Origin of the sequence: Shewanella maritima (genome assembly GCF_043643735.1) — a bacterium.
Taxonomy (GTDB): Bacteria; Pseudomonadota; Gammaproteobacteria; order Enterobacterales; family Shewanellaceae; genus Shewanella; species Shewanella maritima_A.
Map to the genome: position 1 here is coordinate 39505 of NZ_JBHZSM010000017.1, position 16325 is coordinate 55829.

16 protein-coding genes are annotated in these 16325 nt (G+C 42.5%); 13 read left to right on the forward strand and 3 right to left on the reverse strand.

The window, feature by feature from the left end; genetic code table 11:
• Nucleotides 1-42 precede the first annotated feature (42 nt).
• Complete coding sequence (locus ACHUGF_RS15810; RefSeq protein WP_394132646.1) at nucleotides 43-693, reverse strand: arylesterase; 651 nt, start codon at nucleotides 691-693, stop codon at nucleotides 43-45.
• Between ACHUGF_RS15810 and ACHUGF_RS15815 the strand changes: the two genes are divergently transcribed.
• From ACHUGF_RS15815 to ACHUGF_RS15830, 4 genes are all read left to right on the forward strand, one after another.
• On the forward strand, nucleotides 659-1393 hold the full coding sequence (locus tag ACHUGF_RS15815) for an ABC transporter ATP-binding protein (protein WP_394132648.1): 735 nt from the start codon (nucleotides 659-661) through the stop codon (nucleotides 1391-1393). The two genes, ACHUGF_RS15810 and ACHUGF_RS15815, sit on opposite strands and share 35 nt — an antisense overlap.
• A complete protein-coding gene (locus ACHUGF_RS15820; protein ID WP_394132649.1) occupies nucleotides 1393-3876 on the forward strand; it encodes an ABC transporter permease in 2484 nt (827 codons plus the stop codon). Before ACHUGF_RS15815 ends, ACHUGF_RS15820 begins: the two co-directional genes overlap by 1 nt.
• 70 nt (nucleotides 3877-3946) lie before the next feature.
• Nucleotides 3947-4240 (forward strand): antibiotic biosynthesis monooxygenase family protein, encoded by a 294-nt coding sequence (locus tag ACHUGF_RS15825; protein WP_394132651.1) that lies wholly within the window; start codon nucleotides 3947-3949, stop codon nucleotides 4238-4240.
• Between the two features lie 154 nt (nucleotides 4241-4394).
• On the forward strand, nucleotides 4395-5303 hold the full coding sequence (locus ACHUGF_RS15830; RefSeq protein ID WP_394132653.1) for a LysR family transcriptional regulator: 909 nt from the start codon (nucleotides 4395-4397) through the stop codon (nucleotides 5301-5303).
• Nucleotides 5304-5475: 172 nt separating this feature from the next.
• On the opposite strand, the gene ACHUGF_RS15835 is transcribed toward ACHUGF_RS15830, so the two are convergent.
• Both ACHUGF_RS15835 and folX read right to left on the reverse strand, forming a co-directional pair.
• On the reverse strand, nucleotides 5476-6363 hold the full coding sequence (locus ACHUGF_RS15835) for a TIGR01777 family oxidoreductase (RefSeq protein ID WP_394132654.1): 888 nt from the start codon (nucleotides 6361-6363) through the stop codon (nucleotides 5476-5478).
• Between the two features lie 86 nt (nucleotides 6364-6449).
• Complete coding sequence (gene folX / locus ACHUGF_RS15840) at nucleotides 6450-6812, reverse strand: dihydroneopterin triphosphate 2'-epimerase (RefSeq protein ID WP_394132700.1); 363 nt, start codon at nucleotides 6810-6812, stop codon at nucleotides 6450-6452.
• Nucleotides 6813-6935: 123 nt separating this feature from the next.
• Between folX and ACHUGF_RS15845 the strand changes: the two genes are divergently transcribed.
• The 9 genes from ACHUGF_RS15845 to ACHUGF_RS15885 all read left to right on the forward strand — a co-directional run bounded on the left by ACHUGF_RS15845 (nucleotide 6936) and on the right by ACHUGF_RS15885 (nucleotide 16324).
• Nucleotides 6936-8030, forward strand: coding sequence for an AI-2E family transporter (locus tag ACHUGF_RS15845; RefSeq protein ID WP_394132656.1), 1095 nt, complete (start codon nucleotides 6936-6938; stop codon nucleotides 8028-8030).
• An 83-nt stretch (nucleotides 8031-8113) separates the two neighbouring features.
• Complete coding sequence (locus tag ACHUGF_RS15850; protein WP_394132657.1) at nucleotides 8114-9028, forward strand: class I SAM-dependent methyltransferase; 915 nt, start codon at nucleotides 8114-8116, stop codon at nucleotides 9026-9028.
• A gap of 447 nt (nucleotides 9029-9475) precedes the next feature.
• On the forward strand, nucleotides 9476-9634 hold the full coding sequence (locus ACHUGF_RS15855) for a periplasmic nitrate reductase, NapE protein (RefSeq protein WP_394132659.1): 159 nt from the start codon (nucleotides 9476-9478) through the stop codon (nucleotides 9632-9634).
• 26 nt (nucleotides 9635-9660) lie between these two features.
• Nucleotides 9661-9918 carry a chaperone NapD gene (locus tag ACHUGF_RS15860; RefSeq protein WP_394132660.1) on the forward strand — a complete coding sequence of 86 codons (258 nt, stop codon included), beginning with the start codon at nucleotides 9661-9663 and terminating at the stop codon, nucleotides 9916-9918.
• 2 nt (nucleotides 9919-9920) lie between these two features.
• On the forward strand, nucleotides 9921-12410 hold the full coding sequence (napA, locus tag ACHUGF_RS15865) for a nitrate reductase catalytic subunit NapA (RefSeq protein ID WP_394132662.1): 2490 nt from the start codon (nucleotides 9921-9923) through the stop codon (nucleotides 12408-12410).
• 11 nt (nucleotides 12411-12421) lie between these two features.
• Nucleotides 12422-12880, forward strand: coding sequence for a nitrate reductase cytochrome c-type subunit (locus tag ACHUGF_RS15870; RefSeq protein WP_394132664.1), 459 nt, complete (start codon nucleotides 12422-12424; stop codon nucleotides 12878-12880).
• An 8-nt stretch (nucleotides 12881-12888) separates the two neighbouring features.
• Complete coding sequence (locus tag ACHUGF_RS15875; RefSeq protein ID WP_394132665.1) at nucleotides 12889-13488, forward strand: cytochrome c3 family protein; 600 nt, start codon at nucleotides 12889-12891, stop codon at nucleotides 13486-13488.
• 423 nt (nucleotides 13489-13911) lie between these two features.
• Nucleotides 13912-15594: an ABC transporter substrate-binding protein gene (locus ACHUGF_RS15880; protein ID WP_394132701.1), complete on the forward strand. Its 1683-nt coding sequence runs from the start codon at nucleotides 13912-13914 to the stop codon at nucleotides 15592-15594.
• The gene (locus tag ACHUGF_RS15885; RefSeq protein ID WP_394132666.1) at nucleotides 15581-16324 is read left to right on the forward strand and encodes a substrate-binding periplasmic protein; all 744 of its coding nucleotides are present in this window, start codon (nucleotides 15581-15583) and stop codon (nucleotides 16322-16324) included. Before ACHUGF_RS15880 ends, ACHUGF_RS15885 begins: the two co-directional genes overlap by 14 nt.
• Nucleotide 16325: the final 1 nt, after the last annotated feature.

Sequence of the window (16325 nt, forward strand, 5' to 3'; positions counted from 1 at the left end):
ACATTTTCGGTGGAAACATTACCCGTCTTGCCTGTTAGCTCATTATTCAATCGCATCTGTGATCCAGGACAACATCCATTGCGTAATTTTAGGCTGAGCATCGGCATTTGGATGGATACCGTCACGCTGCATTAATGCTTTATTTGGCGCAATGTCCTGCATAAAGAATGGGATCAGTTTTAGGTCAAAGTCATCAGCAAGGTCTTGATACACATCGTTGAACATTTTACTGTATCTAGGACCATAGTTTGGTGGCACCATGATTTCAGTGAGTAAAACCTTTGCGCCACGCTGCTGAGATAATTCAATGATTTTTGTAAGATTTGATTTCAGTTTATTAGGTGGAAAACCACGGAGTCCATCGTTGCCTCCTAATTCAACAACCACTAAATCAATCTCGCTGGAGTCCAGAAGTGCTGGGAGTCTTCTTAATCCTCCAGCTGTTGTTTCGCCGCTGACAGAGCCGTTAATAACCTGATGTTGAGGCAGTTGTTGTTGTAATAATTTGACCCAACCTTGCTCTTCATCAATGCCGTAACCGGCACTTAAACTATCACCTAAGATTAAAATCGTGGCAGCATAGCTAGAAGAGCTTAGAAAAAGTGATAATACAACAGCATAGACGCTGCGTTTGAACGTAAAACAAAAGAAGGATTGTATGCCAATAAACAAAGAGTTAACTGATAGTGCCATTCGTGTCACCGACCTTAAAAAAACTGTTGTTACCCAAGAAGGAGAGTTAACTATCCTCAAGGGCATTAATTTGGATGTCAAGCAGGGTGAAAGTGTGGCGATCTTAGGACCATCGGGTTCTGGTAAGTCAACTTTACTGGGTTTACTCGCTGCACTGGATACTCCCTCTTCAGGAGAAATTACGTTAGACGGGGTAGCGTTGTCAAAATTAGATGAAGAACAAAAAGCGGCGCTAAGAAAACAAAAAGTCAGTTTTATCTTCCAGTCTTTTATGTTGGTCGATACGTTAACTGCATTAGAAAATGTGATGCTGCCCGCTGAATTATCGGGTGTGAAAGATGCCAATGCTAAGGCAAAAGCCATGCTGGAACGAGTGGGGCTTGGTCATAGGTTAACTCATTTACCTAAGCAACTTTCAGGTGGTGAGCAGCAAAGGGTTGCCATTGCTCGTGCGTTTATTTGTGAGCCTAAAGTACTGTTTGCCGATGAGCCTACAGGTAACCTTGATAGTGCTAATGGTGACAAGATTGCCGATATGCTGTTCCAAATGAATCAGGAAAGCGACACAACCCTAGTGCTAGTGACCCATGATATGCATCTAGCACAGCGCTGCGCTCGACAACTGACCATGGACAGTGGCCAACTGTCAGAGACAACAGCAAGCGTTGATAACACTCTCACGCCTGCGGAGGCAGTGTAATGGCGTGGCAATTGGCATGGCGCTTATTTAGGCGTGAGCTGTCACAAGGGCAGCTAGTTTTAATTGTATTGGCTATCACTTTAGCTGTGCTTTCGGTCAGTGGTTTATCCCGAGTGAGTGAACGTTTGCAAGTGGCTATCAATGGTGAGGCCGCTAACTTTATTGCAGCCGATCGCATTATCGACTCTCCCATACCACTTGATGAAAGTGTACTTCAGTTAGCTGATAGCAATGGTTTGCAGCATGTCAAAAACATGCAGTTTAACTCCATGGTCTATGCCGGTGATAATTTTCAACTGGTTACCATTAAGGCCGTTGGACCAGGTTATCCTCTCAAAGGGCAAATTGAGTTAGCTAGCGGCGCTACAAATGATTTGCCTGGTAAGCATCAAGCATGGTTTGAAACTCGTCTCGGTGGCTTAATGGGCTACCCTGACTCATTGGAATTAGGCAGTATTCAATTAAATATGGCGGCCGAAATCAGCCGTTTGCCAGATGGTGGTTTCAATCCGTTTGCTTCATCACCAGTATTGCTCATGCGTATTGAGGATGTTGCTGATACGCAGATTATTCAGCCAGGTAGCCGCGTAACATACCTTTATCAGTTTGCTGGTGAAGCGGCGCAATTAAAACAGTTTGAAGAGCAGGTAAAACCGCTGCTTAATAATTCGCAGCGTTGGGTGGATGTGCAATCTGGTGATTCGCCGATTGCCTCAGCGGTGAAACGAGCTGAACGGTTTTTACTACTCGCTAGCCTGTTAGGCATTGCCTTGGCCTGTGCGGCAATTGGTATTGCTGCGCAGCGTTATTGCCAGCGCCATTATGATGTGGTTGCGATGCTAAAAACCTTTGGTGCATCTGGCAAGCAAATTCGTCAGATTTTTGCGATGCACTTACTGTTGGTGACTGCGCTTGGTGTGGTATTAGGTTTAATGGGGGGCTTTATTCTTGATAGCAGTATTAACGCCTTTTTACCTGCTGAAATCGCTGCTTATTCGCCGCCATATTTTCGGCCGATGATGCTGGGTGTAACGACTGGTTTGGTTAGTGCTTTCATGTTCTCAGCATATCCATTGTTAAGGTTGCTTGCCATACCACCATTAAGGGTGCTGCAGCGTCAGTTAGAGGGTATTCAAGCGGGCATGTGGTTGCACTTATTACTCAGTTTAACGGCAATGGCGCTGCTAGGTTACCTGTATTCACGCAGCCTAGAGTTGACCATGACGGTTGTTTCATCGGTTTTATTATTAGGTGTGTTGTTGAGTGTATTAGGCTTTGTCATGATCCGTTTAGGTCATGGTGTTGGCATGAAAACCACTAATCCTATGCAATTAGCATTGGCTGGTTTGCGCCGCCGTGCAAGGCAAAATGCGGTGCAACTGGTTGGCTTTAGTAGTGCGTTGGTTTTATTACTGACTATTTTGGCATTACGCCAAGACTTGTTGAACGAATGGCAAAAGCAATTACCGGAAGGGGCGCCAAACTACTTTTTAGTGAATATAGCACCTGAAGATAGCCAGCCTTTGAATCATTTCCTTGATGACAACAATATTATTGCGACTGATATTTACCCTGTTATCCGAGGACGCTTAACTCATATTAATGGTGAAGAACTCATTTCTAGAGATCAAAAGCGAAATGGTGTTGAAGGGCGTGTTGGGATCTCCCGTGAATTGAATTTAACTTACCGTGAAACACTGCCACCAAATAACGAGATTATTCAAGGGCACTTTAACCAATCGGATGATGAAGTTTCAGTTGAAGTTGAAGTTGCAGAAAGGCTAGGTCTTGAGCTGGGCGATGAGCTGTCGTTTAATCTAGACAACCAACTCGTGAGCGTGAAAGTTGCCAGTTTTCGTTCAGTGCAGTGGGAAACGCTGCAACCTAACTTCTTCATGATATTTAGACCCAAAGCGCTAGAGGGGTTTTCATATACCTCAATGGCGAGCTTTTATTTGTCTGATGAAACATTAAAAGCCCAAGGTTCAACGCTGACTGCTGATGAGGTGGTACTGCAATTAATTCAATTATTCCCAACCGTGTCAGTGATTGATGTGGGGGCAATGGTTGAACAATTAAGACTGATCATTGATCAAGTGTCGTTGTCGCTGACATTGGTGTTGGCGTTAGTACTTCTGGCAAGTGCCTTAGTATTAATTGCGCAAACTGAAGCGGGCATGGCAACAAGGCAACGGGAGCTGGCAGTATTACGTACATTTGGAGCTTCTGGTTGGTTACTGAGAATGTCCACTGGTTTTGAATTTGCGTTGCTTGGAGCAATAGCGGGGTTGCTCGCTGTCATAGTCGCTGAGTTTACCTTGTACTTACTGAAAACTCAGGTGTTTGAGTTAGTGGTATATATGCACTGGCCATGGTGGGCAATTGCACCATTAGCGGGTGCGGTTGTGGTGGCTATGCTAGGTATGTGGCGCTGTAGACAGTTACTGAATCAAACCTGTGGTGAGCTACTCAAAGCAGGTTAATCAATGGGAGGCATTCGCCTCCCTTTTTATTAATTGTTTCTATTCGAATTCGTCGACAATAGGAGGTGTCATGTTTGCCGTGATCTTTAAAGCCAAGGTGGGTCAGCTGGATGAGCAGTATGGTGAAATGGTGGCTACAATGCGGCAACTGGCATTTGAGCAATACCAGTGCATCGACTTTGTGGCTGTCAGTGAAGGGGAATTAGAGGTGGCGATTTCTTATTGGCATAGTTTGGATGATATCCAAGCTTGGCGAAATGATAAGACGCACCAACAAGCACAGGCGCTAGGGAAGTCACGATGGTATCAAAGCTATAATGTCGAAGTGGTTGAAGTTAAACGCAGTTATGATTTTACAGCTTGAAACATTCACAATGGATGAGTATTGGTTTTATTAAATGGTTAGTAAAATAATTATCATTGCGCATATTTTTGATAATATTGGTTTATTATCAATGTGACTGTTTACCTTAAGTGTTGAGACGTTTAATAACTAAGACACAGAATTTCGGTGGAATATGCTGAACCCTAACTATTTACAAACTTATATCAAGCTGGTTGAAGTCGGTCATTTTGGTCAAACTGCTGAGCAGTTGTTTATGACTCAACCTGGTGTCACTCAGCATATTAAAAAGCTAGAACAACAGGTAGGACAAGCATTGCTGAATCGAGTGGGTAAACGATTCGAGTTAACTCAAGCTGGTCAGGAACTATATCAATACGGTAAACAGCTCGTGCAGCAGCAATCCCAGTTTATCAAATCTTTAGGGCAAGACGACCCATATAGTGGTGAGTGTCGTATTGCTTGCTCAGGCTCTATGGCCATGTTGATCTACCCGCACCTGTTAGAGCTTCAATTATCACATCCCGAACTGACTATGTCGGTGGAAGCTGCACCTAATAATCGTATTATTGAAGGTGTTGTAGAGAACCACATTGATTTAGGCATAGTGACGGGGCAAGTTGCGCACCCACAGTTAAATTGTGAACATTTTGGCGAACAAAACTTGTGCGTCGCTCTGCCGGCCTCTTATGCAGGAAAGACGATAAGTTATGATGATTTAGCCACGTTGGGGATGATAAGCTCGCCTGATGGCATGCATTATTGGCGACAAATTGCTGAGTGCTTTTTTAAAGATATCCCTGCCAAGTATTTGCAGATCCCATCACGTACATATGTTAATCAGTTAAATCAGATTTTATTGCCAGTGGCAAAAGGCCTTGGGTTTGCCGTATTGCCTGAGTTTGCTGTGCAGCATTCAGATGTTGCTGAGCAATTGTACTTAGCTCAACAATTTGATGGACAAGACGAACAGCAAACAGTGTCTGAACCCTTGTTATTTGTGTCTAAAACACACAGGCAATTACCCAGTCGCTATGATGCTGTGATAGAAATTATTCGTCAGTTAGTGAATAAAGCCCATTAATCGTGTGTAGCGACAAAATGGATTAGGTTGGCTACGTCGCCATTCGCCGTCTTTCTACTAAACGAGCCTTATTGGTTGATTAAAACCTGCCCAAGGCTGTTTACAGAACTGAGCTCAAGGCTGTTTACAGAATCGGGCTTAGGGCTGTTTACAGAATCGGGCTTAGGGCTGTTTACAAAATAGCGCTCAAGGCTGTATCAATATCTGAATACTGAAACGTATAACCATCATCAATGGCATGTTGAGGATACACGTATTGGCCCTCAGTGAGCAATTCAGCCATTTCACCCATCGCAAGTTTTAAGGCAAAACTTGGCGTCGGTACAATTGCTGGACGGTTAAGTGCGCGTCCTAAGGCTTTAGAGAATACTTTATTACTTACTGGTTGAGGGGCTGTAGCGTTAAATACGCCTTTGGCGTTGTTGTTCAGTAATAGAAAATGAATCAATCCAACTAGGTCGTTAATGTGTATCCAACTAAATCCCTGATTGCCTGAACCGATAGGCCCGCCAGCGCCGAGTTTAAAAGGTAATAACATCTTTGCCAGGGCGCCACCATTTTTGCCTAACACAATGCCTATGCGAGTAATACATACACGCGTATGGGTAGATTGTGATTGCAGTGCTAAACGCTCCCACTCTTTACACACTCTGTGACTGAATTCATCGTTTACAGGGCTTGTTTCATTGAGGATCTTAACGCCTTGTCTACCATAAAACCCAACCGCAGATGCGCTAATGAATGTATGAGGTGGTGTGTCGCTTTGGCTGATGAGTTGACTAATGGCTGCCGTGATGCTCCAACGACTATCGCATATCACTTGCTTTTGCTTATCGCTCCAACGCTTTCCAATAATAGGCTCACCAGCGAGGTTTATCACTGCATCAAAATCATTGAGGTGAGTTAATGTCAGTAAACTGTCTAGGTAATCGTGTTGTGGTCCTAATATTTGCTTTGCTCTATTAGTGTTGCGGCTCACAATGGACAATTGCTGCTCGGTTAAAGCATTGACCAACGCTTTTCCGACAAAACCTGTGGCACCCGTGATCAATATTTTCATGGTTCACTCCAGACTTTGAGGACGTCTATGGTACATAATCTAATTATGAGTACGCATCAAACATAAGGGTTGATCAAATTTAGACACTATTTGTGGTAGCAAAGCTCCATAGAAACAGAATCTGCAAAGCGCAGGGCATGTGGCTTATCAATTTCTACACTGGCATATTCAACCCAGTCATGTTCGCTAGCAATATTTAGCACTTGTTTGGTGAGGTTTTCTAGCAATGAAAAACGGTTACTTTCAATGAGGGCAATGATTTTCTTTGTGATGGTTCGATAATTTAATGCTTCAGTTATGTCTTCGCTGTTACAGGCTTTTTCAGCACAATAATGAATGATGACATTGACGATAACATCTTGTTGATTATCGATTTCTTCCTGTTTAATACCAATGAAAGTGCGCAGACGTAAGTTTTTTATGCGTATAATGGCAGTATCAGGTCTCATCATGGGAGCTTTTTCCTGTGGCTAGTGTCATTTTATTCCTTTGTGGAATAGTTATATCATGGATTGTTTAAGTGTAGTTAGTTTTACATTTCTCAATGACTTTCAATTACTAAGGGTATTTTTATGAAAGGGTTCCAAGAGTCTTCAATGGCTGTTCGTGGCTTTGTGGTGATGGCGTGTTTAGTCATTATCATGGCAGGTATCAAGGCTGCGAGCCCCATTGTTGTGCCATTTGTTCTGGCGGCTTTCTTGGCAGTGATTTTCAATCCAGTCATTGTGTTCATGACACGCTATAAAATCCCTAAAGCGGTATCAGTTATGCTACTGATGCTGTTTATTGTCTTGATGGGACTGTGGTTGGCAAGTTTGGTCGGGAGTTCGATTAATGAGTTTTCCAAGCAGCTGCCTGTATATAGGGCACAACTTATCGAGCAATTTGCCTGGATATTAGACAAGTTAAACGAGTTCAACATTCATATTTCCAAAGAGAAAGTGTTTGATTATTTCGACCCTGGTATGGCGCTGAGTATGACGACCAATATGTTATCTGGTGTGGGTAATGTAATGGCCAACTTGTTTTTAATCGTACTGACCATTGTGTTTATGTTATTTGAAGCACAGTCATTACCTAAAAAGCTGCATTTAGCGTTAGATGACCCTGACATGCGTTTAAAGCAGATTGATAAGTTTTTACAGTCAGTGAATCAATACATGTTGATCAAAACCATGGTTAGTGTGGGCACAGGTGTGATTGTGGGTATTGGACTTTCGATTATCGGTGTTGATTACGCTTTGCTATGGGCTGTCATCGCTTTCTTATTTAATTATATTCCGAATATTGGTTCTATCATTGCCGCGATCCCAGCGGTGTTATTGGCATTTATTCAAATGGGGCCAGGGGCTGCAGGTATGACAGCATTACTATATCTGGGCACCAATACCGTGATGGGTAATGTAGTCGAGCCTAAATACATGGGTAGAGGCTTAGGTTTATCGACCTTAGTGGTGTTTTTATCATTAATTTTCTGGGGTTGGATGCTCGGATCTGTCGGCATGCTGTTATCGGTGCCATTGACTATGATTGTTAAAATTGCACTTGAGTCTAGTCAATCAGGTAACTGGCTGTCAATTTTGTTATCTGATGATGTCGATAAAGAGGTTTGTGCAATTGAGGCTCTTGAACAAACTGAGCAAGCTAAAAGTGAATCAAACAGTTAAATCAGTGCAAATAACTCGCTTTAAGCGATACCTGTACCGGCTCAAAACTCAATAACTATGCAGTACAAGTGAGTGATTTTTATATGGCAGCATTAATTGACGCGCTAAGTCAGGCGCATCTCGTAAGGGGTAGCTCTCGAATATTTCATGGCCGTGGAGGATTGCACTTAGGTGAAGAGCATTTATGTTTAGACTGGTTTAACCCCGCGCTCTTGCTTACCAGTTTCAAAGTGTTATCGGAAACAGAGCAAGCCAGCTTATTTGAGTCCATCAATGTCGCGTGGAACCAATTTCATAGTGATAAACCGCTTAACCTTGTGTTCCAGTATCGCTCAGGGGGACAAACTCAAACGCAAGTCGTGCAGGGTGATGTACCAGATGAGCATGTCATTATCGAAAATGATGCACGCTTTTTAGTTCATATACTGCGTGGCCAAAATCATGGCTTATTCCTTGATATGGCTAATGGTCGGCGTTGGGTCAAGGCACATGCCCAAGATAAAAATGTACTTAACCTGTTTTCTTATACCTGTGGCTTTAGTGTAATGGCATTACAAGGTGGTGCCAGCCAAGTGGTTAATATGGACATGAGTAAAGGGGCGCTGAGTATTGGTAAGCAAAACCATTTACTGAATGATTTAGCCCACGGGGCTCGTTTCTTTGGTCATGATATCTTCAAATCATGGGGTAAGCTGACTAAATTGGGGCCATATGATCTGATTATTGCTGATCCGCCAAGTAATCAGAAAGGTAGCTTTGTCGCGACCAAAGATTACCAGCGTTTACTTAAGCGCTTGCCAAGCTTGTTATCAGAGGATGGAGAGGTTTTACTTTGTTTAAACGCACCTGAATTAAGCTGTGATTTTTTAATGCAACAGGTCGCTGAAACCGCACCACAATTATTATTTATTGAACGAATAGATAACCCTGAAGTTTATAAGGATATAAATGAACAGAAGTCTTTAAAAGTATTACGTTATAGAAATAACCCTAAATAAGTATAAGATTTCACTTTTAAATAAATATATAAATTCCCACCTGTAAAATCATATTCAATTTCTATTCATTTTTGTCATTTTGTGAGTTGGCTAAAGCATTAGCCAACTACATTTCCTGTAAAATCATCAGACCTTAAACCAAGAACGGCTTGTTAACCAATTTTTAACATAAATTGTTGTTTTTTGCTTATACTGAATATTAGGCTCGACTAAAGTTTGTGGCCCAATCTATAAGTGGTTGGTACGTTAATCGAGAAAACTGCTTGTTTTTCATGATCAATGCTGGAATTGCATTGTTTTTATGATCTAGATCAAGTGAGTGAGTGTTTACCAATTATTGAGTATATAGTTTGTTAAATGTTTAACGATAGAATCCGTTTGAACATGATTAGTGAATTAAAAATAACAATTTAGTTTCTTGATTACATAGTCACTCTTGGAGGGTCCATGAGTATTGATAAAGAAAAAGAAAAAAGCCTTGAATTTAAAATTTTTATATTCTTGACGGTTTTTTTAGCTCCAATTTTATCAGCCTTACTCGTAAGCGCATTAGGTTTTAGTATTTGGTTTAGTCAGATCTTAACCGGTCCGCCTGGTGCAGGTTAAATTAAAAACAAATTGGAAAAATAAAAATGAGCAATGAATTTCACGTAACTAGCCTAATCGTTCAAGTACAACCTGAAAAAATGGCTGATGTTAGACAACAGATTATGGCGATTGAAAATGCAGAGCTATCTGCAAATAACGAAGTGAAATTGGTCGTCGTAGTTGAAGGTCCAAGTCAGAAGTCCCTGATGGATGACATTGCCACTATTAACGCCATTCCTGGCGTGTTATCTGCCACTATGGTTTACCACCAGAGTGAGGCGCTAGATGAAGATGAGAATTGAAGATGAATAGACGCGAATTTATGAAAGCTAATGCTGCAATGACTGCAGCAGGCGTGGCGGGGCTGGCATTGCCAGCTACGGCAAGTAACCTAATTACCAGCTCTGAACAAACAAAATTAGAATGGAATAAGGCGCCTTGTCGTTTTTGTGGTACGGGGTGTTCGGTTATCGTGGCAACACGTGACGGAAAAGTCGTGGCAACTCATGGTGATGCTAAGAGTGAAGTCAATAAGGGCCTTAATTGTATTAAGGGCTACTTCCTATCGAAAATCATGTATGGTCGCGACCGCATCCAAACGCCAATGCTGCGTATGACTGATGGTAAGTACGATAAACACGGTGAATTTACGCCAGTTAGTTGGGATATGGCCTTTGATACCATGGCCGCTAAGTGGAAAAAAACCATGAAGGAGAAGGGACCGACGGCTATTGGTATGTTCGGTTCTGGTCAATGGACTGTTTGGGAAGGTTATGCCGCAGCTAAGCTAATGAAAGCGGGTTTCGGTTCAAATAACCTCGACCCTAACGCGCGTCACTGTATGGCATCTGCTGTAGGTGGGTTCATGCGTACCTTTGGTATTGATGAGCCTATGGGTTGTTATGACGACATGGAAGCGGCCGATGCCTTTGTGCTTTGGGGCTCAAACATGGCTGAAATGCACCCAATCCTGTGGACCCGTGTTACTGACCGTCGTTTATCAGCACCACATGTCAAAGTGGCAGTGCTTTCTACATTCGAACATCGTTCATTTGATTTAGCCGATATCCCAATGGTGTTTACACCACAAACTGACCTTGCAATTCTAAACTTTATTGCGAACTACATTATCCAGAACGATAAAGTAAACAAAGATTTTGTTAGTAAGCACGTTAACTTCCGCAAAGGCCAAACTGATATTGGTTACGGTTTACGACCTAGCCATCCTTTAGAAAAGAAAGCTAAAAATGTTGATACGGCAGGAAGCTCAACACCAATTGATTTTGAAGCGTTCAAAAAATTCGTTGCTGATTATGATGTTAAGTCAGTTAGCAAACTGTCGGGTGTACCAGAAAAACGTCTGATTGAGCTTGCTGAATTATATGCGGATCCAAATCGCAAAGTGACCTCATTCTGGACCATGGGCTTTAACCAACATACTCGTGGTGTGTGGTGTAATAACTTGATTTATAACATTCACTTACTTGTTGGTAAGATTTCTACTCCAGGTAACAGCCCATTCTCATTAACTGGTCAACCTTCAGCGTGTGGTACTGCACGTGAAGTTGGTACTTTCTCTCACCGTTTACCTGCTGATATGGTGGTTAAAAACCCTAAGCACAGAAAAATTGCTGAGAAAATCTGGAAAATTCCTGATGGCATTATCCCGCCAAAACCAGGCTATCACGCCGTTGAGCAAAACCGCCGCTTGAAAGACGGTGATCTTAACTGTTACTGGGTGCAAGTGAACAATAATATGCAAGCTGCACCAAACATGAATGAAGAAGGTCTACCTGGTTACCGTAACCCAGATAACTTTATTGTTGTTTCAGATGCTTACCCGACAGTGACCACTCAGGCAGCTGATTTAATTCTGCCAGCTGCAATGTGGGTTGAGAAAGAAGGTGCATACGGTAATGCTGAGCGTCGTACCCAATTCTGGCACCAACTAGTTAAAGCTCCGGGTGAGTCTCGCTCAGATTTGTGGCAGTTAATGGAGTTTTCTAAGCGCTTTACCACTGATGAAGTTTGGCCAAAAGATGTGTTGGAGGCTAATCCTCAGTACAAGGGTAAAACATTGTTTGAAGTGCTATATCAAAACGGTCAAGTTGATAAATTCCCAATGTCAGACATTGATCCTAAACACCCTAATGACGAAAGTACTGATTACGGTTTCTATGTGCAAAAGGGCTTGTTTGAAGAGTATGCTGCTTTTGGTCGCGGTAAAGCTCATGACCTTGCACCATTTGATGTTTACCACAAAGAGCACGGTTTACGTTGGCCAGTTGTTGATGGTAAAGAAACCCTATGGCGCTTCCGTGAAGGCGCTGACCCTTATGTTGGTAAAGGTAAAGGCTTCGAGTTCTATGGTAAGCCAGATGGCAGAGCGGTAATTTTTGCTCTGCCCTACGAACCGGCTGCTGAAGAGCCTGATAGTGAATATGATTTATGGCTATCAACGGGGCGTGTACTTGAACATTGGCATTCCGGTTCTATGACACAACGTGTGCCAGAGCTGTATAAAGCTTTCCCTGATGCAGTGTGTTTCATGCACCCTGATGATGCTAAAAAACGTGGTTTACGTCGCGGTGATGAAGTGAAAGTGATATCACGACGCGGTGAAATTAAAACCCGTATCGAGACACGTGGACGTAATAAGCCGCCGATTGGTTTAGTGTTCGTTCCTTGGTTTGACGCGAGTCAGTTAATTAACAAAGTGACGCTGGATGCAACAGATCCACTGTCTAAAGAAACTGACTTCAAGAAATGTGCAATTAAAGTTGTCAAAGCCTAAGGAGAATGACCATGAAAGCAGCAAAATTAATCTCAATCATTGCCTTAGTGGGTCTTTCATTCAATGTAATGGCCGAACCGGTTAAAGATGAAAAAGTTGCCACATTACGTTTAGCACCATTAGATGTAGAAATGACACCGCCTGCCATGCAAAAGGTAATCAATTCTGATGTGAGACAAGTGCGTAGCTACCCAATGCAACCGCCTGTCATTCCACATAAGATTGATGGCTACCAAGTTGACCTCAAGGCCAACAAGTGTATGCAGTGCCATGCTCGGACTAGCACGGGGCACACCCAAGCTCCTATGGTCAGTGTGACTCACTTTATGGATCGTGAAAATAACTTCTTGGCCGAGCTATCGCCTCGTCGGTATTTTTGTACGCAATGCCACGCACCGCAACTGGATGCTAAACGACTCGTGGAAAACGATTTTGTTGATGTGCATACGTTAATGCAAAATAGCAAGTAGGAGCCAATATGATTGCGAATCTAATTGCTAAACTTCAAGTAGTATGGAAGGTACTGAGACGACCTAGTGTGCACTATAGCTTAGGCTTTTTAACATTAGGTGGTTTTGTGGCGGGGATTATTTTCTGGGGTGGCTTTAACACTGCCTTAGAAATTACCAACCAAGAAGAGTTTTGTATTGGTTGTCATGAAATGGAGAATAACGTTTATGAAGAACTTAAAACCACAATCCATTTCACTAACCGAAGCGGTGTAAGAGCCACGTGCCCAGATTGCCATGTGCCACATAATTGGACTGATAAGATCGCCCGTAAAATGCAGGCATCAAAAGAGGTTTGGGGTAAGGTTTTTGGTACGATTAACACACCTGAAAAGTTTGAGGCTAAACGTCGTCACTTAGCTGAAAATGAATGGAATCGTTTAAAAGCGAATGATTCATTGGAGTGTCGTAATTGCCATAACTTTGATTACATGGATTTTACTCGCCAATCTACGCGTGCCTCGCAAATGCACTCTACGTCTTTGGCAAGTGGAGAAAAAACCTGTATTGATTGTCACAAAGGTATCGCACATAAACTACCGGATATGGCTGGCGTGAAAGGCTTTTAAAGTCTGTAGGCCAACTTTAAAAAGGCTCATCTTTTGATGAGCCTTTTTTATTGACTAAATACCATGCTAAGTCATTATATAAGTTATATTTATACTAAACTTAATAATACCTGCTCATTGTTCTAGTTTTGCAACTTTCTATTATCGCCATTGGATTGCTATCGTGCCTGAAATAAGAACAATTATGGAGTATTTCAACAACAAGCTATTGAGATGTAGGTTTCACCGTTACTGACGACAAATTAACGAACACGTTAAGCGCTGTATGAAAGAGGTCTTAGGGATAATAAACATTAGGGAGGAAGCTTGTTAAAAGTTTCAGCTTGGCATAATAAATTGCTAGTTACCTTTATAGTCTCACTGTTATTAGTGGCTCAGGGGAAACTCGCTATTGCTATTGAAAGTGACATTACACCTAATGAGATACCTCCCCATTCATTACCAATCGACGCGCAGCTGACATCTCAGCAAAGTCAAACCATCCAACATTTAATCAGTAATCAATTTAAGCACTCAACATTAACTCACCAGCAACAGCGACAGGAGCTCGCTTGGTTTATTGAACAAGCTAAACCTTTTAAAGGGATGCAAGTGAGAGTGGTGTCTGAACGGATCAACACACATCAGTACGAATCTGCTGTATTAGCTAAGGCTTTTTATGAGCTGACAGGTATTCATGTTATTCATGAATTAACGGGTGAAGATGATGTGATTAAAAAGCTGGCCGCTCAAATTATGACTGGAGAGAATTTGTATGATGCTTTTATCAATGACAGTGATCTAATTGGTACGCATTTTCGCAATCAAACGGTTACACCCATCACTCAAATCATTAAGGAGCATGGCAAGGATTATACCTTACCAACGCTTGATTTAGATGACTTCATTGGGCTGAAGTTTACAACAGGGCCCGATGGGATTTTATATCAATTACCAGACCAGCAATTTGCTAATCTATATTGGTATCGTAGCGATTGGTTTGATAACCCTCAATATCAAGCGCAATTTGAACAAAAATATGGCTACCCACTCGGCGTGCCGCAAAACTGGCAAGCTTATGAAGACATTGCCGAATTCTTTTCGGTGGATGTTGGTGAAATTGATGGCCAGAAAATTTATGGTCACATGGATTACGCTAAAACCGATCCTTCCTTGGGCTGGCGTCTGTCTGATGCTTGGTTATCTATGGCAGGGGTCGGGGATGTTGGGTTGCCAAACGGTATGCCTGTTGATGAGTGGGGGATCCGTGTTGAAGCTTGTCACCCCGTTGGTGCCAGTGTTGCAAGGGGCGGGGCGTTAAATTCCCCTGCAGCAGTTTATGCAATCAGTAAATATGTCGAATGGTTAAACCGTTTTGCACCCATTGAGGCTAAACAACTAAACTTTACCGAAGCAGGTGACTGGCCTGCTAGAGGAGTTATTGCTCAAAAGATTTTTTGGTATACCGCGTTTGTTGATGAACTGACTCAACCCGGCTTGCCAGTGGTGAATGCTGATGGTACACCTAAGTGGAAAGTGGCGCCATCGCCAGTGGGCAAATACTGGCGTGAGGGTATGAAGTCTGGCTACCAAGATACCGGTGCTTGGACGTTTTTACGCAATACACCGAAACAGCGACAACTTGCTGCGTGGCTGTATGCTCAATTTGTGGTGTCAAAAACGGTCTCGTTGAGCAAGTTACTGGAAGGGTTAACCCCAATACGCCAGTCTGATATTGAGTCGGAGGTAATGACTAAACAAGCGCCTTACCTAGGAGGACTGGTTGAATTTTATCGCAGTCAGGCGCGTAATGTATGGACACCAACAGGCACAAATGTACCAGATTATCCAGGTATGGCCGGTTATTGGTGGCAGCATATCAGTCAGATTGTTGAAGGGAAAGTGTCAGTAAAACAAGGAATGGACTTGTTTGCCCAAACCATGGACCAGCATTTGTTACAGTTACAAAATGAGGCTGACATTACAGCGGTATGCGCACCAAAGCTAGCACCTAAAAAACCTGAGTCTTATTGGCTAAATAAGCCTGGTGCGCCTAAGCAGACTTTTTTTGGGGAAGTAAAAGGTAAAACATTACCTTATGAGGAGGCGATTCGTGCTTGGCAATAATCGCTTTTTATTGATTTTGACGCTATTTACCGGATTGCTACTACCTGAAGTGGTAGCAAAGCCATTAACTGTCATTACTTATCAAGAAGCTCCGTTTGCTGAACAAGCGGCTAACGGCAATCAAGGTTTGGTGATTGAGCTACTTGCAGAGCTTTTTGCCCGAGCAGAGATTGAATATCATGTTGTTTTTTTTCCTCTAAAGCGCGGTATGGCACTTGCTGAACAACATACAGATTATTGTGTTTTGCCGATTGAACGGAATCAGCAACGTGAAAGCCGATATCGTTGGATAGGCCCTGTGATGATCTCCCGTTATGGCTTATACAGCCATCAACCTTTGAAAGATCCGCTTATCACCCTAGAAGATGCTCGAAAATACTCAATTGGTAGTTTTCTTGGCAGTGGTATTGGAGAGTATTTGATTTCGCTCGGTTTCAAAGTGGAATTAACCAGCAATGCAGCATTGAATGTGAAAAAGCTACAGCGTAATCGTATCGACTTATGGGCCTCAGAACTTATTAGTGCTAACTGGTTAATGAAGCAACAAAGACAAGATTTGGGTGAGCCATTATTGGTGTTCTACACTTCATTAAGGGCGATGGCATGCCATAACTCAATGCCTGATAAGCAATACCATGCTTTAACTGGTGCGTTGCAGTCTATGTATCAAGATGGGTTTATGAAACAGCTGCATGACAAATACAGCACATTTTTAGAACGTTCGCTTTGAT